The sequence below is a fragment of the Exiguobacterium sp. s141 genome (genome assembly GCF_018618085.1).
GTDB classification, from domain to species: domain Bacteria; phylum Bacillota; class Bacilli; order Exiguobacteriales; family Exiguobacteriaceae; genus Exiguobacterium; species Exiguobacterium mexicanum_A.
Genome location: NZ_JACSLJ010000002.1, coordinates 533,817 through 553,710, shown reverse-complemented (window position 1 = coordinate 553,710; position 19,894 = coordinate 533,817). Strand labels below are relative to the sequence as shown.

21 protein-coding genes are annotated in these 19,894 nt (G+C 52.9%); 3 read left to right on the top strand and 18 right to left on the bottom strand.

The window, feature by feature from the left end; genetic code table 11:
• Window positions 1-48: 48 nt before the first annotated feature.
• The 5 genes from rpsA to prsW form a co-directional block, all read right to left on the bottom strand.
• Window positions 49-1,197: a 30S ribosomal protein S1 gene (rpsA, locus tag KNP74_RS07355; RefSeq protein ID WP_034777315.1), complete on the bottom strand. Its 1,149-nt coding sequence runs from the start codon at window positions 1,195-1,197 to the stop codon at window positions 49-51.
• Window positions 1,198-1,337: 140 nt separating this feature from the next.
• Entirely contained in the window at window positions 1,338-1,961 is a 624-nt protein-coding gene (locus KNP74_RS07350; RefSeq protein ID WP_034777314.1) for a lysophospholipid acyltransferase family protein, read from the bottom strand.
• A complete protein-coding gene (gene cmk / locus KNP74_RS07345; protein WP_138860316.1) occupies window positions 1,958-2,635 on the bottom strand; it encodes a (d)CMP kinase in 678 nt (225 codons plus the stop codon). The genes KNP74_RS07350 and cmk overlap by 4 nt, the downstream gene beginning before the upstream one ends.
• Window positions 2,636-2,709: 74 nt before the next feature.
• Window positions 2,710-3,375 (bottom strand): flagellar brake protein, encoded by a 666-nt coding sequence (locus tag KNP74_RS07340; protein ID WP_138859568.1) that lies wholly within the window; start codon window positions 3,373-3,375, stop codon window positions 2,710-2,712.
• A gap of 20 nt (window positions 3,376-3,395) precedes the next feature.
• Window positions 3,396-4,052, bottom strand: coding sequence for a glutamic-type intramembrane protease PrsW (gene prsW, locus KNP74_RS07335; RefSeq protein WP_034777310.1), 657 nt, complete (start codon window positions 4,050-4,052; stop codon window positions 3,396-3,398).
• Between the two features lie 108 nt (window positions 4,053-4,160).
• On the opposite strand from prsW, the gene KNP74_RS07330 reads away from it, so the two are divergent.
• Window positions 4,161-5,132: an asparaginase gene (locus KNP74_RS07330; protein ID WP_021067186.1), complete on the top strand. Its 972-nt coding sequence runs from the start codon at window positions 4,161-4,163 to the stop codon at window positions 5,130-5,132.
• Between the two features lie 36 nt (window positions 5,133-5,168).
• Window positions 5,169-6,176 carry a YpdA family putative bacillithiol disulfide reductase gene (locus tag KNP74_RS07325; protein WP_214763900.1) on the top strand — a complete coding sequence of 336 codons (1,008 nt, stop codon included), beginning with the start codon at window positions 5,169-5,171 and terminating at the stop codon, window positions 6,174-6,176.
• 54 nt (window positions 6,177-6,230) lie between these two features.
• Here KNP74_RS07325 and KNP74_RS07320 read toward each other — a convergent pair whose 3' ends face one another.
• The 7 genes from KNP74_RS07320 to KNP74_RS07290 form a co-directional block, all read right to left on the bottom strand.
• Window positions 6,231-7,499, bottom strand: a complete 1,269-nt coding sequence (locus KNP74_RS07320) for a Glu/Leu/Phe/Val family dehydrogenase (protein ID WP_021067184.1) — start codon at window positions 7,497-7,499, stop codon at window positions 6,231-6,233.
• 151 nt (window positions 7,500-7,650) lie between these two features.
• The gene (locus KNP74_RS07315) at window positions 7,651-8,568 is read right to left on the bottom strand and encodes a D-alanine--D-alanine ligase (RefSeq protein ID WP_034777306.1); all 918 of its coding nucleotides are present in this window, start codon (window positions 8,566-8,568) and stop codon (window positions 7,651-7,653) included.
• 96 nt (window positions 8,569-8,664) lie between these two features.
• Window positions 8,665-9,246 carry an adaptor protein MecA gene (locus KNP74_RS07310; protein ID WP_034777305.1) on the bottom strand — a complete coding sequence of 194 codons (582 nt, stop codon included), beginning with the start codon at window positions 9,244-9,246 and terminating at the stop codon, window positions 8,665-8,667.
• Between the two features lie 61 nt (window positions 9,247-9,307).
• A complete protein-coding gene (locus tag KNP74_RS15105; protein WP_138859571.1) occupies window positions 9,308-10,165 on the bottom strand; it encodes a MerR family transcriptional regulator in 858 nt (285 codons plus the stop codon).
• Window positions 10,166-10,329: 164 nt separating this feature from the next.
• On the bottom strand, window positions 10,330-10,533 hold the full coding sequence (locus KNP74_RS07300) for a hypothetical protein (RefSeq protein ID WP_034777302.1): 204 nt from the start codon (window positions 10,531-10,533) through the stop codon (window positions 10,330-10,332).
• Window positions 10,534-10,574: 41 nt separating this feature from the next.
• Complete coding sequence (locus KNP74_RS07295; RefSeq protein WP_214763899.1) at window positions 10,575-12,002, bottom strand: RecQ family ATP-dependent DNA helicase; 1,428 nt, start codon at window positions 12,000-12,002, stop codon at window positions 10,575-10,577.
• Entirely contained in the window at window positions 11,986-13,008 is a 1,023-nt protein-coding gene (locus KNP74_RS07290; protein WP_232939409.1) for a YpbB family protein, read from the bottom strand. Before KNP74_RS07290 ends, KNP74_RS07295 begins: the two co-directional genes overlap by 17 nt.
• 143 nt (window positions 13,009-13,151) lie before the next feature.
• Here KNP74_RS07290 and KNP74_RS07285 point away from each other — a divergent pair, with 143 nt between their 5' ends.
• Window positions 13,152-13,400: a ferredoxin gene (locus KNP74_RS07285; RefSeq protein ID WP_021067177.1), complete on the top strand. Its 249-nt coding sequence runs from the start codon at window positions 13,152-13,154 to the stop codon at window positions 13,398-13,400.
• A gap of 37 nt (window positions 13,401-13,437) precedes the next feature.
• Here KNP74_RS07285 and KNP74_RS07280 read toward each other — a convergent pair whose 3' ends face one another.
• From KNP74_RS07280 to KNP74_RS07255, 6 genes are all read right to left on the bottom strand, one after another.
• Window positions 13,438-14,235, bottom strand: coding sequence for a thermonuclease family protein (locus tag KNP74_RS07280; RefSeq protein ID WP_214763898.1), 798 nt, complete (start codon window positions 14,233-14,235; stop codon window positions 13,438-13,440).
• Window positions 14,236-14,326: 91 nt separating this feature from the next.
• Window positions 14,327-15,286 carry an ABC transporter permease gene (locus KNP74_RS07275; protein WP_034777299.1) on the bottom strand — a complete coding sequence of 320 codons (960 nt, stop codon included), beginning with the start codon at window positions 15,284-15,286 and terminating at the stop codon, window positions 14,327-14,329.
• Window positions 15,283-16,347 carry an ABC transporter permease gene (locus KNP74_RS07270; protein ID WP_138859573.1) on the bottom strand — a complete coding sequence of 355 codons (1,065 nt, stop codon included), beginning with the start codon at window positions 16,345-16,347 and terminating at the stop codon, window positions 15,283-15,285. The genes KNP74_RS07275 and KNP74_RS07270 overlap by 4 nt, the downstream gene beginning before the upstream one ends.
• The gene (locus KNP74_RS07265; protein WP_138859574.1) at window positions 16,344-17,870 is read right to left on the bottom strand and encodes an ABC transporter ATP-binding protein; all 1,527 of its coding nucleotides are present in this window, start codon (window positions 17,868-17,870) and stop codon (window positions 16,344-16,346) included. Before KNP74_RS07265 ends, KNP74_RS07270 begins: the two co-directional genes overlap by 4 nt.
• Window positions 17,871-17,931: 61 nt before the next feature.
• Window positions 17,932-19,017, bottom strand: a complete 1,086-nt coding sequence (locus KNP74_RS07260; protein WP_214763897.1) for a BMP family lipoprotein — start codon at window positions 19,015-19,017, stop codon at window positions 17,932-17,934.
• 128 nt (window positions 19,018-19,145) lie between these two features.
• A complete protein-coding gene (locus tag KNP74_RS07255; RefSeq protein ID WP_034777294.1) occupies window positions 19,146-19,865 on the bottom strand; it encodes a GntR family transcriptional regulator in 720 nt (239 codons plus the stop codon).
• Window positions 19,866-19,894 lie beyond the last annotated feature (29 nt).

The window sequence follows — 19,894 nt, the reverse complement described above, 5'->3', positions numbered from 1 at the left end:
GACCATACAAAAAGAAGCGGGAGTCTGGCTCCCGCTTGAACGACCGTCTTATTTAGAATCGTCCGAGGTCTCTTCTCCTGTCAATTCAGAGACAGAGAACCCTCCTTGGTCACTATACTCGTCAAGCAGCGATTGGTCCGCGTCTTCACGCGTCGAATCACTCGACTCGAGCGCACGCATCGAGAGTGAGATTTTCTTCTCATCAAGATGGACATCGAGCACTTTCACTTTCACGTCTTGGCCTTCTGACAACACTTCAGACGGCGTCGCGATGTGTCGGTTCGCAATCTGAGAGATGTGCAGCAAACCTTCGACTTGCGGCGCGACTTCGACGAAAGCACCGAACGTCACGAGACGTTTGACTTTCCCGTCGATCACGTCGCCCGGTTGAATTTTACCTTCCACCGATTCCCACGGTCCAGGTTGCGTCTCTTTGATCGACAACTTCACTTTCTCGTTGTCGAGGTCAAGTCCAAGCACTTTCACTTTGACTTTGTCTCCTTCAGTCACAACATCGCTCGGTTTCTCTACCCGGCTATGGGCCATTTCCGAAATGTGGACGAGTCCGTCGACGCCGCCGATATCGACGAATGCACCGAAATCAGTGAGACGTTGAACCGTCCCTTCGATGATTTGACCGACCTCGAGCGATTCGAGCGTCTCCGCTTTCTTCGCGCTCATTTCAGCTTCAGCAACCGCTTTATGCGACAAGATGACGCGATTTTTCTCGCGGTCAATCTCGACGACTTTAACCGTAATCGGTTTATTCAAGTAGGATGAGAAGTCTTCGACAAAGTGGTTTTCTACGAGCGAAGCCGGGATAAATCCACGGATACCGATGTCAACGACAAGACCACCTTTGACCTTGTCTTTTACCATGACCTCGAACACTTCGCCAGATTCGAATTTCTCGACGATTTGATCCCAAGCTGCCTCGGCATCCACGTCTTTCTTCGAAACGACCACCTCTTCGTCCGTGACCTTTTTCACTTTGACACGGATTTCGTCGTTAACATGGAGTGATTCGTTTAAATCGTCTAAATGCATGCTTGATACTTCGCTGATTGGTAAAATTGCCTCGGTCTTATAACCAATATCGATCAACGCTTGTTTGTCCTCGATTTTGACGACAGTACCGGTCACAATTTGACCTCGATTAATCTCAAAATCAGGCATATCTTTCATTTCTTCGACCATTCCAACACTACCCCCTCACGATGAGTACAAAAAGGAACGCCCTAAGGCGCTTACACCTAGTATAAACTTCTTATAATTCGAAAGATTTGTCAAGGTGTTATCAGGTTAGTTCCTTTCCTAGCGCGAGATTAAACCTGAAATTAACGAACGTTCCGTGAATGCTGCATGTACAAATCACCGATCGTCGCCATAATCAAATCGGCCGCGGTTTGAGCACTCGCCTTCTCCGCTTTTAGCCCGCTCAAGTCGACTGGCTTGCCGATCACGACTTTAAGCTTCGAACGGAACTTATATGTGCCGATGATGGCTACCGGAAGCACCGAGGCGTCCGAGCGGAGCGCAAAGAACCCGACTCCGGCCTGGGCTTTGCCGAGCGTCCCGTCTTTCGAGCGTGTCCCTTCCGGAAAGATCGAGATGACCTCGTCTTCCTTCAACTTTTGCAAGACGACACGGAGTGCCTGGCGGTCGCCTTCTCCGCGTGACACAGGGATTTGACCAGCGCGGTTCAAGATATGTTTCAATACCGGGACTTCAAACAACTCTTTCTTCGCAAAGAAGCGGAGCTGGCGTTGTTTCGGCATCGCCCCGGCGAGAAGTACCGGGTCCCAGTTCGATTGATGGTTTGAACAGACGATCATCGACCCGTCGAGCGGGACGTTTTCCCGTCCGATATATTCGACGCGGAAACTCAACCGGCGAATGATATTGACGACGCCCACCGCGAGACGATACATGCCGAACGGCCCATTGTTGAGTGGTCTCATCGTTCAATCACCTGCTTCATCAATTGCTCGATCGCCTCGACGACCCCGTCGATCGACAACTCGGTCGTGTCGAGATAGTGCGCGTCGTCCGCTTGGCGAAGCGGAGCGACCTCTCGTTCCGAGTCGCGCTTGTCGCGGAGGGCAATCTCAAGCTGTAACTGTCCGAGGTCGCTCGGCAACCCTTTCGCCACGTTCTCTTCGTGGCGACGGCGGGCCCGTTCTTCGACCGTCGCCGTCATGAACACTTTCAAATCGGCTGACGGCAAAACGTGGGTCCCGATATCGCGGCCGTCCATGACGATTCCGCCTTTACTCGCGAGGTCGCGCTGTAAATCCATGAGGGCAGCCCGTACTTCCGGCTGGCGTGCGACGAAACTGACGTTGTTCGTCACTTCGCTCGTCCGGATGACGTCGGTCACTTCGTCGGCGCCGTCGAACACACGTTGTCCGTTCTCGGACGGGACGAGCCGTAAATCCATGTTGCCGATCATCTCGGCGAGTTTCGGCCCGTCTTCGAGACCGACCCCGTCTCTGAGGGCACGATACGTGACGGCACGATAAATCGCACCCGTATCGATATAGACATACCCTAGTTTTTTAGCGAGCGTTTTCGCGATCGTACTCTTCCCGGCTCCGGCCGGTCCATCTAATGCAATCTGTAACGGTTTATTCATAAAAATTGGGTATCGGCTCATCCCGATACCCGCCTCCTCTCGGTCATTTGTTCCGAGAACATCATACCAGTTTTTTAACGTGAAGAAAATACAGAGCCCGTCCGTTTTCTCGCTTCGAGTTGGGCCCGGAAGCAATAACGTAAAATCGTTTCCTGGTCCCGGTGCGATAATTCTTCGAAACGAAGCGACAACTCTTGTTTCGCCGCCTGTTCGTGAATCCGTACGAGGCGGCTCTTGACGCGGAACGTCTGCAGCACGCCCCGGTCATCATTAATATGGAACGTGACGATGATGGCCTCGTCGACCGCGACCGGGGCTCGATTGGAGATGATGCGCATACCGCCGGCCGACACGTCGAGCGACGTCGTCTCAAACGATGGGAACGCCTGGCCGTCCTCGGCGGATACGGTCACATTGATCATTTCAGGGACACGTAAATATTCACGGCGCTGCACGCGCTTGATTTTCTTTTCATCCGGCATCGGGAATGCATAGCGAAGCGTCAGTTGCGCATCGCTCACCCGTCTCGTTACGACCGTATCAAACGCATAGAGCTGCTCTTCTCCTACGAAGAAATAGACACGCATCGATTCGTCCTCGTGCAAGAAAAACGTCTTTAAGGTATCCGTCTCACTCGGGGACTCAATCCAGACGACTTGGTCGTTGATAGCCGCGATTTTTGTCTTTCCTTCTTTTCTCCCTTCGACTTCTACCCGTAACTCTTGTCCTACTTTTAACATGAAACGATTCCCCTTTTATTCTATTTGTACTGGCGATGGTTGGAGCGATTGGCGGTCCGCACGAGCAAAAGCGCGACCATCCAAAGAACGACGATGTAGACGACAGCCGGCACTTTGTTCATCGGTTCGACGAGCAAGATATAGTCGAACATGCCATGCAACAATGTCGCCGCCATGACGGCTGTGAACAGCCAGAAGCGCTCATGGGCGGAATGTTTGGCCCGGCCGAGGCAAAACCCCATCACGACAGCGAAGAGCGCATGGCCACTCACCGGCAACACAGCACGCCAAATGGCGATTTCAATCGAGTCGTACACCCATAAATATAGAAAATTCTCTAACGTGGCAAAGCCGAGTGAACAGGCGACCGCATAGAGAATCCCGTCGTAGTAATCATCAAAGACTTTATGTATGTATATTGTATAATAAATCATGAACCACTTAAAAAACTCTTCTAATAGCGCGGTGGCCACGAACGCCTTCCAAAACGGGCCCACGAGCACCCCTTCTTCCACGAACGCATACTGGACGAACATGATCGGAAAGACGAGAATGGCCCCGGCGACGAACGACCGGATCACATAGCCGAGCGGTTCCGCTTCCAGTTCATGCCGGAGATAGAAGTAGGAAAGAAGGGCGAACCCTGGCGCAACCGCAGACAAGGCGATTGCAATCATGATGCATCTCTCCTTTCTCACGTTAAGCATACACTGAAATAGAGGAAAGAAAAAGTAGGGCACGCCTAGAAATTGGAAGAAACGAACAAAAAAGTTGGAGGTCTGTTTATGAACCATTTATTACTGATCCACACCGGCGGCACAATCGCCATGTCTCAATCGGGGTCGGGACATGTCATGCCGAGCGAAGTCAATCCGATCGATGCGACGTTGCCGAAAGCGACCGATATCGCCAACATCACGACGAAACACTTCTCAAACATCCCATCGCCGCACATGACGCCTGAAAAAATGCTCGAGCTCGCCCAGTTCATCAATCAACAACTGACGCAAGACACGTATGACGGGGTCGTCATCACCCACGGGACGGACACACTCGAAGAGACGGCCTACTTCTTACAAATCACACTCGGTGCACCGGTACCAATCGTGTTGACCGGAGCGATGCGCTCGTCAAACGAGGTCGGCTCGGACGGCGAATTCAATCTCATCACGGCGCTTCGGGTCGCCCAAAGCGATGTCGCGCGTGGCAAAGGAGTACTCGTCGTCTTCAATGGCGAGATTCATTCCGCCTTCAACGTCACGAAAACGCATACGTCCTCGGTCGACACGTTCAAATCGGTCCACTTCGGGAACGTCGGCATGGTGACGAAAGACCACGTCCTCATCTATAGCCAACCGACGACGAAGCAACCGAAGATGATTTCGACAATCACAAAACGGGTCGCGGTGCTGAAAGTCGTTGCCGGGATGGACCCGGACTTGATTGAGGCGGTACTCGCGCTCGGCTATGACGGACTCGTCCTCGAAGTGCTCGGTCAAGGCAACGTCCCGCCGTCGATTGTTCCCGCGCTCGAACTGCTCGTCGAACGCATGCCGGTCGTCATCGTCAGCCGCTGCTTCAATGGAATCGTTCAGGACGTCTACGGCTACGTCGGCGGTGGCCAGCAACTGAAAGAGATGGGCATCATCTTCTCGAACGGCTTGAACTCACAAAAAGCGAGACTGCGCCTTCTCGTCGAACTCGAGTCCGGTTCGTCGCAAGCGGTCATGGAACACAGCTTCAGTTTCCAACAATGAGTTGGCGACTTGCCAACCGATTCGTCCTTCCATACAATGAGGGATGAGGTGATTTCATTGAATAAACACGCTATCGTCGTCGGCGCCGGACCGTGCGGGCTGTCGGCTGCGATCGAATTGGAACGCATCGGCATCTCGTGCACGATTATCGAGCGCGGCAATATCGTCGATGCCATCTATCGGTATCCGACCCATCAGACGTTCTTCTCGTCTGCCAATCTGCTTGAAATCGGGAATATCCCGTTCATCTGTAAAGATTTGAAGCCACGCCGGCAAGACGCACTCGTCTACTATCGGGAAGTCGTCAGCCGGACTGGGCTCGATGTCCATCCGTTCGAGACGGTCGAGGCGGTCGAGCGAACCGAGAACGGTTTCGTCGTGCGGTCCCGACACGACCGGGACGGTGCCAAAGAGCGCCAGGCCGACTATGTCGTCTTGGCGACGGGCTATTACGGACGCCCTCGTCGGCTTGACGTGCCCGGTGAAGAGTTGCCGCACGTCGCCCACTATTTCAAAGAGGCGCATCCGTTCTATCGGCAACGCGTCACAGTCATCGGTGGGAAGAACTCCGCCGTCGACGCGGCCATCGAGCTCGAGAAGGCCGGTGCCCACGTCACGGTACTTTATCGCGGGGACGGCTACAGTCCGTCCGTCAAACCGTGGGTATTGCCGACGTTCGACTCGCTCGTCCGTCATGACAAGGTGCGGCTCGAGCTCGAAGCGGAAATCGTTCGCATCGAACCGCATCACGTCGTCTATCGTCAGCATGGTGAAGAACATCGGCTCGAGACCGACCACGTCCTCGCCATGACCGGCTACTTGCCCGACCATGGGCTGTTCGCCGATGCCGGGGTCCAAGTCGATGAGGAGACCGGTGTGCCGGCGTTCGATGAAGCGACGTACGAGACGAACGTCGACGGCTTGTTCATCGCCGGTGTCGTCGCGGCCGGAAACGATGCCAATAAGATCTTTATCGAGAACGGACGTTTCCATGGCCAAGCGATCGCCGAGACGCTTCGGGAGCGCAACGGTGTGACCACGTAATCGACAAAAAGAGGGAGAACCTGGCGCCAGGTTCTCCCTCTTTTTGCTGTTTAATTATACCCAACCGCGGAAACGCGATGCTTCCGCCATCTTGCGTACACCGACCATATAGGCGGCGAGACGCATGTCGACCTTACGGGCCGACGAAGTATTGTATACCGTATTGAACGAGTGAACGAGCACTTTCTCAAGCTTCTCTTCCACTTCCTCTTCCGTCCAATAGTATCCTTGGTTGTTTTGAACCCATTCGAAATACGAGACGGTTACCCCACCGCTCGAAGCGAGCACATCCGGGACAAGCAGGATGCCGCGCTCTGTCAAGATGCGGGTCGCTTCGTTCGTCGTCGGTCCGTTGGCGGCCTCGACGACGATGGACGCCTTGATGTTGTCGGCGTTGTCTTCGGTGATTTGGTTCTCGATCGCGGCCGGGACCAAGATGTCGCAGTCGAGTTCTAACATTTCTTTGTTCGAGATCGTGTTCTTGAAGAGCGTCGAGATCGTCCCGAACGAATCTCGACGATCGAGAAGATACGGGATATCGAGCCCGTTCTCATCGTGGATTGCACCATATGCATCGCTGACGGCGATCACTTTCGCCCCGGCGTCATGCATGAACTTCGACAAGAAGCTACCAGCATTCCCGAACCCTTGGACGACGACACGTGCCCCTTTCAATTCGATTCCACGGCGCAGCGCCGCTTCCCGGATCATGATGGCGACACCTTTTGCCGTCGCCGTCTCACGTCCATGCGAGCCACCGAGCACGAGCGGTTTACCAGTGATGAAGCCCGGCGAATTGAATTCATCGATGCGGCTATACTCATCCATCATCCACGCCATGATTTGCGAGTTCGTGAACACGTCCGGCGCTGGGATATCTTTCGTCGGTCCGACGATTTGACTGATGGCTCGGACATAACCCCGGCTCAATCGTTCGATTTCACGGAAACTCATCTCACGCGGATCACAGACGATCCCACCTTTACCGCCACCGTATGGAAGGTCGACAATTCCGGCCTTCAAGCTCATCCAGACCGACAACGCCTTCACTTCGACCTCCGTCACGCTCGGGTGGAAGCGAATCCCACCTTTCGTCGGTCCGACCGCGTCATTATGTTGCGCCCGGTATCCTGTGAAAATCTTTGTCGATCCGTCATCCATACGTACCGGGATGCGGACGGTCAACATCCGAAGTGGCTCTTTCAAGAGCTCATACATCTCTTCTGGATACCCGAGCTTATCAAGCGCCTCGTGTATCACTTCTTGTGTCGATTCAAGGATGTTTTTTCGTTTTTGATGACCTTTTTCTTGATCCGTAATCATGAAGGTTTCCTCCCCTAAATTGTCAATTCTCCCCCAAGAATCAACCTCGTATTCGTTTAAAAGTATAGCTGATACGCGCCCAATTTGAAAGGCTTTTACAAAAATAATGAAAGCGTTTTCTAAAATGAAAAAAGAAGGGGGAATTCCCTTCTTACTTTTCTAGTGCCAGTTCGATGAATCGCTCTAACAGCTCACCGTACGAGATCCCGACGGCCCGGGCGCTGTCCGGGAACAAGCTGAGCGGTGTCATACCCGGAAGCGTGTTCGTCTCTAAAATATAAGCGAGCCCATCTTCAGAGACGAGGAAGTCCGAACGAGAATAACCGCTGCAACCGAGGGCACGGTGCGCTTTGATGGCAGCCGTTTGAACTTCTTCAGTCAACGCGTCCGGCAACTCGGCCGGACAAACGTGAATCGATCCACCTTCTGAATACTTCGACTCATAGTCATAAAATTCATTTTTCGGGATGATCTCGATGACCGGGAGTGCGGCCTCAGCCCCGTGATTCCCAAGGACAGGTACCGTCAACTCACGGCCTTTAATATATTGCTCGACCAAGACAGCCGTATCGCACGCGAACGCTTTATCAATCCCTTCACGGAGCATCGCTTCGTCCATCGCGATCGTCAATCCGTTCGATGACCCTTCTTGGGCCGGCTTGACGACACATGGAAACTCACTGCCCCACTCGACAATTTTTGCGTCGATGTCGTCGCCCGACTCGATGAGGACGTCACGGGCGATGCGAATGCCGGCAGCGGCGAAAATAATTTTCGCACGGGCTTTGTCCATCGCAAGCGCTGATGCCAAAACGCCCGACCCCGTGTACGGCAATCCGGCCATCTCTAAGAGCGACTGAACACGGCCATCTTCGCCGTATTTGCCATGCAGGGCGCTGACGACGACGTCGGCTTGAAGCGTCAACAGCTCATTGGCCCGGTCCGGGTGAAAATCAATCGCCACGACGTCGTGACCCCGTGCTTCGAGCGCTTCAATCATTCCTTTACCACTCGTGAGCGACACTTCCCGCTCACCTGATACACCACCATATAATACCGCGACTTTCATCAAATCTCTCCTTCGGCTAACTTCTCAAAAATTCAAGTTTTATCATACCATGTGTCGGCCGAAAACAATAGAAACAGAACAGTAAAAAAGCCATACTTACGCGAACGTATCGTACAGCTGTTTCACGGCTTGTTCAGTTTGAATCGTCTTGCCATACTCCATCATGACGTAAGGGCTGACGGTCGTCGTGCGGCCGTATTCCGACAAGATGGCGGCCAACCGCTCTTCGACGTCCGGTTTGAGCACTTCGACGAAGTGTAAATAATAGTGTCCGTCATAATGGTAGAGCGCCCCGCCCTGTTCTGTATCCTGCATGTGCGGGAACAGACGGACCGAGGCGTTGATGACGTCCTCGATATCATCAAACTGATAAATCAGATGATGAATCACATCGATCGTCAAACGGATCTCGACTTGTTCTTGATCCGCATCCGGGACGGCTGCCTCGACTTTTTGGACGTCGATGACGAGCCCATCACGGGGAAACATTGTCACGTTCAAGTCGACGGTGCCTTGGGGCATGAAACCGAATTCCGCTTCCGCCGTCTCGAGCAATTCCCGCCACAAGTCTTGACCACTCTCGCCAACGATCGTATCGATGGCAATCCCTCGAATCGAAAGGTCACTCGCCGTCAAATATACCCTTAAATGTTCTTTAGTTTGCTTTTCAAATCTCAAACGAAAACCTCCAAAGATTAATCAATCCTACTTTATAAGCTACTCTCGTTTGTGCAACCTGTCAAATAGTTGACAACCACTCGGTCCATGCCTCGGGCGTATCTCCAAGGAAGGCCGACTCAAACTCGGACGCGTGAAGGCTGACGGCATATCCGCCGGCCCCGATGACGAGATCGGGATGATCCGCTTGGATAAATCGCATCGCCTCTTTCAGGTCCTCGAGATGTTCCGTCAACGTACAGGAGAAGATCAAGCACTTGGCGTGGATATCGTGCAACGCCTCATTTAAATCCTCTTTCGGGAAGCCCGCACCAAGGAAAATCACGTCGTATCCATACTGACGCAAATAAAGCGTCACGAACAACAGACCGATCTCGTGCATCTCACCCGGGGCACACACACAAATGATCCGCGGTAAAAATGGATTCATCGGCATCTGCAGCGAGAGGGTCGACAATCGGGCCCGCAAAAAAGCGGTCGCAAAATGCTCATGCGCGATCGTGATGTCCCCATTCTCCCAACGCGTCCCGATCTCCACCAACAACGGACCAATGATATCTTTCGTGACCTTCTCAAAGCTGAACGTATTAAAGGCACGATTGATCAAATCGTGCGCCTTGCGTTCGTCAAATGAAAGTAACGCCTCGAGCAACCCGTCCATGAGCTCCTCGTCATAGAGGCGGGCAGGCTTCGGCTTCGGGGCTTCATGAAGTTGTTGAATCGCTTGGGAAACGGTCAAGCCTTCCCGTTGTTTTTCAACGACCCATTTGATTTTCTCGACGTCTTGGTCGGAATACAATCGATGACCGGATTCGGTCCGGCTTGGAACGATGAATTGATAGCGTCGTTCCCACGCTCGGATCGTGGTCGGGTTGACTCCGGTGAGTGACGCGACCGTCTTGATGGAGTACTTCGGCACAGCAGCCCCTCCTTTCCTACAAGTTCTTCTTATTTAGTATAGACCCATCTGAAGCGCTTTACCTGTTTTATTGTGCAATTCCTGTGAGAAATTGGTGAGATTGTGCGATTGGTTCGACAAAACAGAGATTGCTCATAAAAAAATACGACGTCCCCGTCGTATTGTCAGAAAAATATTGTATGACGACCTATATATAAAAATACGAGAATAATGGCAAACATCGTCAATGTCAGCATCATAGCGAGCGGCCGTTTCAGCCAATTGTCGTTCAATTTTTCTTTCCGCTCATGCTCTTGTCTTTCAGCGCGAGACGGCAACGTGTCCACCACTTGTTCACGAAGTGAGTCCGCTTGGTTCCGATGTCGCAACGTGTGCCCTCCTTTACCTTTTTTATCATTTTACTATGATATCAATCAAAGGAGAAGATACGAGATAAACGATGTTTCCAATCTGTCACATTTTTAGACACAATTTGAACCGACGGCGGGAATACGATCTCCCCACACACGTCGCAACAATCGGCTTGTTTGACCGGTTGTTCCGAGAAATAGTTCAACAAGTAATCGCGCCGGCACGTCTTGATGAGGGCGTAGTCCATCATCTGTCCGAGTTGGCGATAGCGGGCCCGCTTTCTATCTTTTACCCAATCGATCGCCTCGGCAAGCGTCCGCTCGGCGAGCATCTGGTTCAACAATCCCCAGACCGGGTCTTCCTCGTTCAACCGCAAAAGACGCGGCAGTTGGGCCAGACTCGTGCCGTTGTCGCGTTCCAAATACGCGAGACGGATGTCTTTGTCTTTCGGATATTGTTGGTCGATCAAAAACTGTTGGATGCGTTCGTCGCCTTCGGCATAGAGCAAGACGGCAAATGCGGGTTCACCGTCTCGTCCGGCACGACCGATCTCTTGCATGTACGCCTCGAGCGTGGCCGGGATTTGATAATGGATGACCGAACGGACGTTGTCTTTATTCACACCCATCCCGAACGCACTCGTACATACCATGATGGCGACTTCATCTCGCAAAAATTGCGATTGTACGAGCCGGCGGTCCTCAGTCGACATGCCACCGTGATAAAACAAGGCGTCGTCAAGATGAAGCGCGAGTGCTTCGGCTTCACGCCGTGTCGCCGTATAGATGACGGCCGGTTTCGGGACGTCATGGACGAGCTCGCTCAACCGCCGCATCTTGTCCTCGGACTCGAGACGTTCGACGATGAGTCGAATCTCAGCCCGGTTTGCCGAATGGACGAACTGCGCCGGCGAGAACAACGCCAACTTCTCGATGATATCCCGTTTCACCGTTTCCGGAGCCGTCGCGGTGACGGCCATGCACTGCGGGCTACCGAGTTGTTTACGCAACTCGCCTAGACGGGCATACTCAGGTCGGAACTCATGGCCCCACTGCGAAATACAGTGGGCCTCGTCGACGACGAGCATTTGAATCCGCGTCCGAGCGAGCGCCCGCGTCACGTGCGGCACGGCGAGTTGTTCGGGCGATAAGTATAAGAAGCGATAACGCTTCAAATGGTTCAAGATGTCTTGTTTCTCCTCGAGCGTCTCCATTGATGTCAATCGCGCCACTCCCCGCTCGCCCCGTTCACGGATGTGGAGCATCTGATCTTCGATGAGCGACAAGAGCGGTGACACGATGATGGTCAGCCCGTCATTTTTAAGATAAGACGGGAGTTGGAACGTCAACGACTTGCCCGCTCCGGTCGGCATGATGGCCAACACGTCCTGGCCGTCGGCGACCGCTTCGATCACATCCCGTTGCCCGGGACGGAAGCTGTCGTAGCCGAACACCCGCTTCAACGTCTTCTCAAACAAATGTCTCACCTCGTTTCAATCTCGCGAACACCAATCGGATTTGATAGTAACTGATCCCGTCGATTTGTTCAAAAATCGGCTTGAGCGCCCAGCTCGACTCGTCACGCAACTGCTCGACTTGCTTGATTTGCTCAAACGGAACAAATTGGTCGAGCGGGAACTCATCTAAATACATCGCCATCTCGACGACGTGGTCTTCAATCGTACTCGTGCGCAACCGTCGCTGGGACTGGACTTGTTGGAACGTTCGACCAGCCGAAAACTGCTCATACGACTCGCGCGCCGACAACGTCATCCGCTCGCTCGACAAGCCGTGCGCGAAGCCAAGCAACTTGGCATCCCTTGGCAATTTCCACAGGAGCGCATTCCACCCGGCCAAAAAATAGAGCCGCGCCGTGCGCGCATCGACATCGAGAAGCGAGGCGATTTGTTCATACGTGTATCCTGTCTCGAACGCACCGGTGAACCGATAGACGACGGCGGTCGCGTACGGGTCCCCCACTTCTTCAAGCGCCGTTTCAAGCTCCTGGTGAAAGCTGTGGATCAGCGGTTGCCACTCCCGCTCGGTCCGGACGATCTGTTTGACCCAGCGTTCGGCCAACCGATCGGCCTGCACCGGATAGAACGTCCGCTCATGCTCGAGCGACATGAACGTCTGGACGAACAAACTGAGCCGCTTCCACGTCATCGTCGTATAGTCCCGATACTCACCGCCGAGACGGTCGAACAGCTCACTGACCGCCTCCGGCGAAGCGAGCATCTTGCCGGCCTCGGTCAACGTGAAGCTCGAACGGTTGAGCCAGCCTCGCTTCTCGAACGAGGCGAGCAGTTTCTCATAGTCGTACTTCGTATAGGGGAACAATCCGAAAATTGGTTCCAAGTCATAAAAAAAGGCATCTTGCAGTGTCGTCGCCGAACGTTTGCCGTTCAACACATGAAACAAACTGCGCTCGCTGCGCTCCCCTTTCAAGCGCTCAATCGAAAGCAACAACACCCCGTCCGCTAAATGAACCATCGTTCCACCTCCTCGGTCAAAATTATGCTTCCAAAACGTTATTCGTTTCCTCATTGAAATATTTGGGTATGTAGACTACAATTACTCATAGTCAGTAGAAAATCATTTCTATGCAGAGAGACGAAACGTATGGAGGGTTACAAATGGCAAAATTTACGATTGTTGATAAAGATACATGTATCGCATGTGGGGCCTGCGGAGCAGCCGCCCCAGACATCTTCGACTATGACGACGAAGGCCTCGCGTTCAACTTGATGGACGACAACACGGGCACGATCGAAGTCCCGGACGAATTGTATGAGGACTTGATGGACGCATTCGAAGGATGCCCGACCGACTCAATTAAAGTCGCGGACGAATCGTTCGACGGCGACGCACTCAAGTACGAATAAGAGAGACATGTGTGCCTGAAGGGCGCACATGTCTTTTTTATCGCGTCGCTTTCCGGAAACCCGCTTCACGCGCCTCTTCCTCTGTACAGAACATCTCTTCTGGAATCGTTCGTTCATAGCTCGCCCCGCCCGGAACGTGATAAATCTTCTCTCCGTCCCGATTGATATTCCCTTTAATGTCACATCCATCCGTGTCTCGTTTCGGCTGGGCCGGCTCGGTCGCCTCATGGTCGAAGCCGTTGCCGGTCACGTAGTCCTCAAGACTCCAAATCCCGAGCAATTCCTGACGCGCGGCCCGCTCGACCTCCCGAAACGCATCGACGTGTTGCGTGTTCGGCGCGTACACATAGGCGACACGCGCCAACCCGCGGCGCAACAATTCCTCGTTCAACATCACTTCGTCATACCAGACGTAGGCGAGTGTCCGTTGATAGCGATCGTAGCGCCCGACGTCATATTCGAGCGTGATCGTATCTCCTTCTGGCAGCCAACGCTCGACGAATGATTTCGCATCCTCCCCGAACGGTTGGACCGGCAGCGTCGGATGGCTCGTCTCTGGCGTATCGACGAGCAAGAGACGAATCGATTCGGTCGCCCCGTTCTCAAACTCGACTTTGAGCGTATCTCCATCGATGACGCGGTCGAGCGTGACCGTCTCGGTCTTGCCGAGCGGCCGTGCGACTTGTTGCGCGACCGACGCCGACGGAAAATCGGACTCGAGTTCGACGAGCGATTCTGGCGGGTCGATTTGTTCGGCGAACCAGTCATCGACGGAGCAGCCCGCGAGCGAAACGCTCAGCACGACGGCGATCAGCAGTTGCCACCATTTTTTCAATTATCTCACCTCTACACCAGTATAACAAAAAAGGTTGTTTGACTTAAGCGTCAAACAACCTGGATGAAATGGACATTTGTCCTTTTGATGATTAGCGTTTCCCTTTAATATATGGGATACCGACCGATTTCGGTGCATCCGCACGTCCGACGACACCTGCGAGGGCAAGGATCGTGAGCGCATACGGCGCAATCAAGAGCAACACTTGCGGCACATTGCTGATGACCGGCAAGTTGCTACCGATGATCGACAACGCTTGGGCGAATCCGAAGAACAGACCGGCACCGAGCGCGCCGAGCGGATTCCACTTCCCGAAAATCATGGCGGCGATGGCCAAGAAACCTTGACCGACGATCGTCGTCCCGCTGAAGTTTGTCGTGACGGTGACAGCGTACACTGCACCAGCGAGTCCGCCGAACGCTCCTGAGAGCATGACGCCCATGAAGCGCATTTTCGTGACGTTGATCCCCATCGTGTCAGCCGCCATCGGGTGTTCCCCGACCGAACGGAGACGAAGACCGAACGGTGTCTTGAAGATGACGAACCAGACGACGAACGCGAGAATGATCGCGATGAACGACGTGTACTGCACGTTGATGAAGAACATGCGAAGCACCGGGATATCCGATAGAATCGGCACGTTCTCTTTGGCAATCCGAAACTCGATGAAGTCGGTCTGCCCTTTGTTGTAAAGCACACGGACGACGAAGATGGCGAGTCCGATCGCGAGCATGTTGATCGCGACCCCGAGTACCGTCTGGTCAGCCCGCCAAAGGATGGCCGGCACCGCCAAGAAGAGCGAGAAGAGCGCACCGACGACCATAGCGACCAAAAGTGAGATCCATGGACTGAGACCGCCCAGCCCCATATCTGTCAACGTGAGCGTCGTGATAATTCCTGTCGCAGCACCGATGACCATGATGCCTTCTAAGGCGATGTTGACGACACCCGAACGTTCACTGAAGATGCCGCCGAGCGCCGCGATGATGAGTGGAGTCGCATAGGCTAAGGCAACCGGCACGACGATGTAGAGGACTTCTAAGAAGCTCATTTTTTCTCCACTCCTTTCTTACGATTTCCTTTGAATTTGTCAATCACGTAGTTAAAGGCGTAACCTGAAGCCACGAAGATGACAATCGCGGCGATGATGACTTTGACGAGCTCAGATGGGATGTTCGCACCGAGCTGCATCGCGAGTCCGCCGATATTGAGTCCAGCGAACAAGATAGCTGCCAAGACGACACCGACGGCCGTGTTCGCACCGAGGAGCGCGACGGCGATCCCGTCAAAACCGACTCCGGTGAACGAGGCGCTGAGCGTCATGCCGTTGAACGTACCGAGACCTTCCATCGCCCCTGCGAGTCCTGCGAACATACCCGAGATGACGAATGAGAGAATGATGTTCCGGTTGACGCTCATTCCTGCGTACTGTGATGCGTGTTTGTTGAAACCGACGGCACGAAGCTCATAACCGAGCGTCGTCCGTTGCAAGATGTAGTAATAGACGATCGCTGCGAGCACGGCGATGAGGACACCCCAATGCAAGCGCGAGAACGTCGTCAATTCTTGAAGCATCGGTGACGCGAGCGACGCCGAATCTTTAATGGATTCGGTGCGTTCGTTCGTTACCCCGATGACACTGCGCAAAATCGCATTCGTCGTGTACAAGGCGATATAGTTCATCATGATCGATGTGATAACTTCGTGGACGTGGAACTTGGCTTTCAAGAAACCAGGTACGAACGCCCAGAGCGCTGCTGCGAACATGGCCGCGAGAAGCGCGAGCGGCAAGTGGATGAACATCGGCAAGTCAAAGTTGATCCCGACATACACCGCTGCCACCCAGCCAATCAACACTTGGCCTTCGACGCCGATGTTGAAGAGGCCGGTCCGGAACGCGAACGCGACGGCCAAACCTGAGAAGATGAGCGGTGCCGCGGCGCGAAGCGTCTCACCGATTGCGTACGGGCTGCCGACCATGCCTTCAAACAACGACGAGAACCCTCGAATCGGGTCATAGCCACCGATGAGCATGACGATCGCCCCGATGAGGAGACCCATCAAAATCGACAAGAGTGGGATGAGCAGTCGATTAAAACTTAGCTTATTCATACTGTTTCTTCTCCTCTCTTACCGCCGGCCATCAAGAAGCCGAGTTCCTGCTCCGTCGTCTCTTTCGGATCACGGATTCCGACAATCTTCCCTTCATACAAGACGGCGATTCGGTCCGCGACGTGTAAAATCTCTTCGAGCTCGAACGAGATCAACAAGACGGCGCGTCCTTTTTCACGCTCTTTGATGAGCTGTTCATGAATGAATTCGATTGCCCCGACGTCAAGACCTCGCGTCGGTTGCGCCGCGATCAACAAGTCAGGTGACCGGTCGACTTCACGGGCGATGATGGCTTTCTGTTGGTTACCACCCGACAAGGCACGGGCAGGTACGTCGACCGAAGGAGTTCGGACGTCAAACTTCTCAATCAACGCTTTCGCTTTCTCAGCCACGGCTTTATAGTTCATCAAACCGCGCTTCGAGAACGGCTCTTTATAATACGTTTGGAGCACCATGTTGTCGCGAATCGTATAATCGAGGACGAGGCCATGTTTATGCCGGTCTTGCGGGATGTGGCCGACACCAGACTCCGTCACTTTGCGCGGCGTGAACCCGGTCACGTCTTTCCCGTTCAACATCACTTTTCCAGACTCGGGTTTCTTCAAGCCCGAGATGGCTTCAATCAATTCGGTCTGTCCGTTCCCGTCAATCCCGGCAATCCCGAGGATTTCCCCTGAACGAATCTGTAAATCCAAGCCGTCGACGGCTTTGAGCCCGCGACTGTCTTTGACGACGAGTTTTTGGACGTCGAGGACGACTTGCTGTGGATCTGCCTTGGAATATTCCGCATCAAAATTAACTTCACGTCCGACCATCATTTCAGCCAAACGGTCTTCGTTGACCGTCTCATCGATATCGACGGTGCCGATATAACGTCCGCGACGGATGACCGTACAGCGATCGGCGACTTGCATGATCTCTTTCAGTTTATGCGTGATCAAGATGATCGATTTGCCTTCTTCAATCAAACGCTTCATGATTTGAATGAGTTCTTGAATCTCTTGTGGCGTCAATACAGCGGTCGGCTCGTCAAAAATCAAGATCTCAGCGCCCCGATAGAGCGTCTTCAAAATTTCAACACGTTGTTGCATCCCGACCGAGATATCTTCGATTTTGGCATCCGGATCAATGCGGAGGCCGTATTGTTCCGAGATGTCCATCACTTTTTTACGCGCCGTGGCCCGGTCGACCGTCAATCCACTCTTTGGCTCTGAGCCGAGGATGATGTTCTCGGTCACCGTGAACTTCTCGACGAGCATGAAGTGTTGGTGTACCATACCGATTCCAAGGTCGTTGGCGATGTTCGGATTCTCAATGTTCACTTTCTCCCCGCGCACGCGAATCTCCCCGCCTTCCGGCTGATAAAGACCGAATAGGACGTTCATGAGCGTCGATTTTCCGGCACCGTTCTCGCCGAGCAACGCATGAATCTCGCCCTTGCGCAATTGGAGGGTGATATTGTCGTTGGCAACGAACGTTCCGAACTCTTTGCGAATATTGAGCATTTCAATTACATATTCCAAGAAAGTCCACCCCTAACTTTAAGTAAAGGGAGACCGCATGGGTCCCCCCTAACTCAATGAATTATTTTACTGTTTTCATGAACTCTTCGAACTCAGCGTCAGTCGCTGGAGCCGTGATGTCTCCATCGATCAACTGTTGACGGTACTCATCAACTTTTGTGAGGACGTCAGCTGCAACGTTCTTATCCGAAGTCTCAGCAATCCCTACGCCATCATCTTTCAACGAGAACTCAACGATTTCGCCGGCAGGGAACTTATCTTCCATTGCAAGTTTCGATACTTCGTAAGTAGCCGTGTCAACACGTTTTACCATTGAAGTAAGCGTTACGTTTTCTGGAAGACCTTCTTCGTACTGGTCACGGTCAACACCGATGACCCATACATCTTCGCCGTTCTTCTTACGGTTTTTCGCTTCTGTGAATACCCCTACCCCTGTACCACCTGCTGCGTGATACACGATATCAGAACCTGCTCCATACATACCCGAAGCGATGGCTGTACCTTTTTCAGCTGAGTTGAAGTCTTCCGCGTACTTCACGTCGATTGTCGCATCCGGGTTAACGGCCATGACGCCAGCTTTATAACCGTTCTCGAACTTCTTGATCAAGTCAGACTCAACGCCGCCGACGAATCCAACTTTGTCAGTTTTCGTAGTAAGACCTGCGACAACACCGACGAGGAACGAACCTTCTTGCTCTTTGAACGTGATCGATGCGACGTTCGGCGCATCGACGACCATGTCGACGATCGCGAAGTTGTTGTCTGGGAACTGATCAGCAACTTTTTTGATGTCTTCGCCCATCAAGAAGCCGATTCCGTAAATCAAGTTGAAGTTATCGCGTGCCAATTGCTGCAAGTTTGGCTGATAGTCCGCTTGTTTTGATGATTGAAGATATTTGAAGCCTTCGTTTTCAGTCAAGCTGTTGTCTTTCCCGAACTTCGTAAGACCTTCCCAAGCTGATTGGTTGAACGATTTATCGTCGACACCGCCAGTATCGGTTACCATCGCTACTTTGAAGTCGCTACCTTCGCCGCCGCCTTCGTTGTTTGAAGCACCTTCATTGTCATCCCCGCCACATGCTGCGAGTACTGTTGAGAGTGTGAGACCTGCTGCTAAAGCTGAGAGAATCGTTTTTTTCTTGTTCATCGTCGTGTTTCCCCTTTCGGATTATAACAATTAAGGTTGTCATGTCATCAGTAGTCTTTACACCGGTATAAGAAAGCGCTTTCACGCTGTTCCCCAAAAATAACCGTTTCCGGATAAAACGAACGTGCTTAGACGCGTTTGCGAACGACGTGGAAGTCGAAGCGGTCCGCTCGGAAAAAGTTCGCCGAATCGAGCAGCGGTAAGTCGCTCTCATCGTAATGCAATTGTTTCAATGCCAGTAACGGTTGGTCCGTTTGAAGTTGCGTCGAAATTTCAGCGTTCACACTCGGTTCGATGTGCGTGATCGCATATGCGACCCGACGTCCTACCTCTTTTTCGAGCGCATCAAACAATGACTTTCCTTCCGTCAACGCCTTCGGATTCGAGACGAGATGGGCTGGGATTTTATCGACACAGTAGACGACTGGTGTCTCATCCGCATATCGAATCCGGACGATCCGATAAATCGGTGAGTTCGGTTCGATTTTTAAACGCTCGGCTTCTCTCTCGGTCGCTAGAACCTTTTCGGCCACCAACACTTTCGTTCCTGGTGTCATTTTGGCGCGCATGATCATGTCCGTGACGCTGAACAGCTCTTCAATCCCTGAAGTAAACGGGGGTTTTGAACTGATGAATGTCCCGACGCCATGTTTCCGCACGACAAATTTCTCGTCTTCGAGAATACGAAGTGCTTCCCGGAGTGTCGCTCGACTGACTCCTAGTTGCTTCGATAACTCGAATTCTGAAGGAAGTTTCTCTCCTTCACGATAGACACCATCGTCGATATCTTGCTTGATTTTCTCAATCACGCGAAGATAGAGCAAGCGATGATCGAGCTTGATCGACATGGGCCTCACCACCTTTACCTATTTCTTAC

Excerpts from the sequence above, each read along its gene's own strand:
- rpsA (WP_034777315.1), bottom strand. The coding sequence starts at position 1,197 with ATGGTCGAAGAAATGAAAGATATGCCTGATTTTGAGATTAATCGAGGT.
- KNP74_RS07350 (WP_034777314.1), bottom strand. The coding sequence starts at position 1,961 with ATGAGACCACTCAACAATGGGCCGTTCGGCATGTATCGTCTCGCGGTG.
- cmk (WP_138860316.1), bottom strand. The coding sequence starts at position 2,635 with ATGAATAAACCGTTACAGATTGCATTAGATGGACCGGCCGGAGCCGGG.
- KNP74_RS07340 (WP_138859568.1), bottom strand. The coding sequence starts at position 3,375 with ATGTTAAAAGTAGGACAAGAGTTACGGGTAGAAGTCGAAGGGAGAAAA.
- prsW (WP_034777310.1), bottom strand. The coding sequence starts at position 4,052 with ATGATTGCAATCGCCTTGTCTGCGGTTGCGCCAGGGTTCGCCCTTCTT.
- KNP74_RS07330 (WP_021067186.1), top strand. The coding sequence starts at position 4,161 with ATGAACCATTTATTACTGATCCACACCGGCGGCACAATCGCCATGTCT.
- KNP74_RS07325 (WP_214763900.1), top strand. The coding sequence starts at position 5,169 with ATGAGGGATGAGGTGATTTCATTGAATAAACACGCTATCGTCGTCGGC.
- KNP74_RS07320 (WP_021067184.1), bottom strand. The coding sequence starts at position 7,499 with ATGATTACGGATCAAGAAAAAGGTCATCAAAAACGAAAAAACATCCTT.
- KNP74_RS07315 (WP_034777306.1), bottom strand. The coding sequence starts at position 8,568 with ATGAAAGTCGCGGTATTATATGGTGGTGTATCAGGTGAGCGGGAAGTG.
- KNP74_RS07290 (WP_232939409.1), bottom strand. The coding sequence starts at position 13,008 with ATGGTTCATTTAGCGGACGGGGTGTTGTTGCTTTCGATTGAGCGCTTG.
- KNP74_RS07285 (WP_021067177.1), top strand. The coding sequence starts at position 13,152 with ATGGCAAAATTTACGATTGTTGATAAAGATACATGTATCGCATGTGGG.
- KNP74_RS07275 (WP_034777299.1), bottom strand. The coding sequence starts at position 15,286 with ATGAGCTTCTTAGAAGTCCTCTACATCGTCGTGCCGGTTGCCTTAGCC.
- KNP74_RS07270 (WP_138859573.1), bottom strand. The coding sequence starts at position 16,347 with ATGAATAAGCTAAGTTTTAATCGACTGCTCATCCCACTCTTGTCGATT.
- KNP74_RS07260 (WP_214763897.1), bottom strand. The coding sequence starts at position 19,017 with ATGAACAAGAAAAAAACGATTCTCTCAGCTTTAGCAGCAGGTCTCACA.
- KNP74_RS07255 (WP_034777294.1), bottom strand. The coding sequence starts at position 19,865 with ATGTCGATCAAGCTCGATCATCGCTTGCTCTATCTTCGCGTGATTGAG.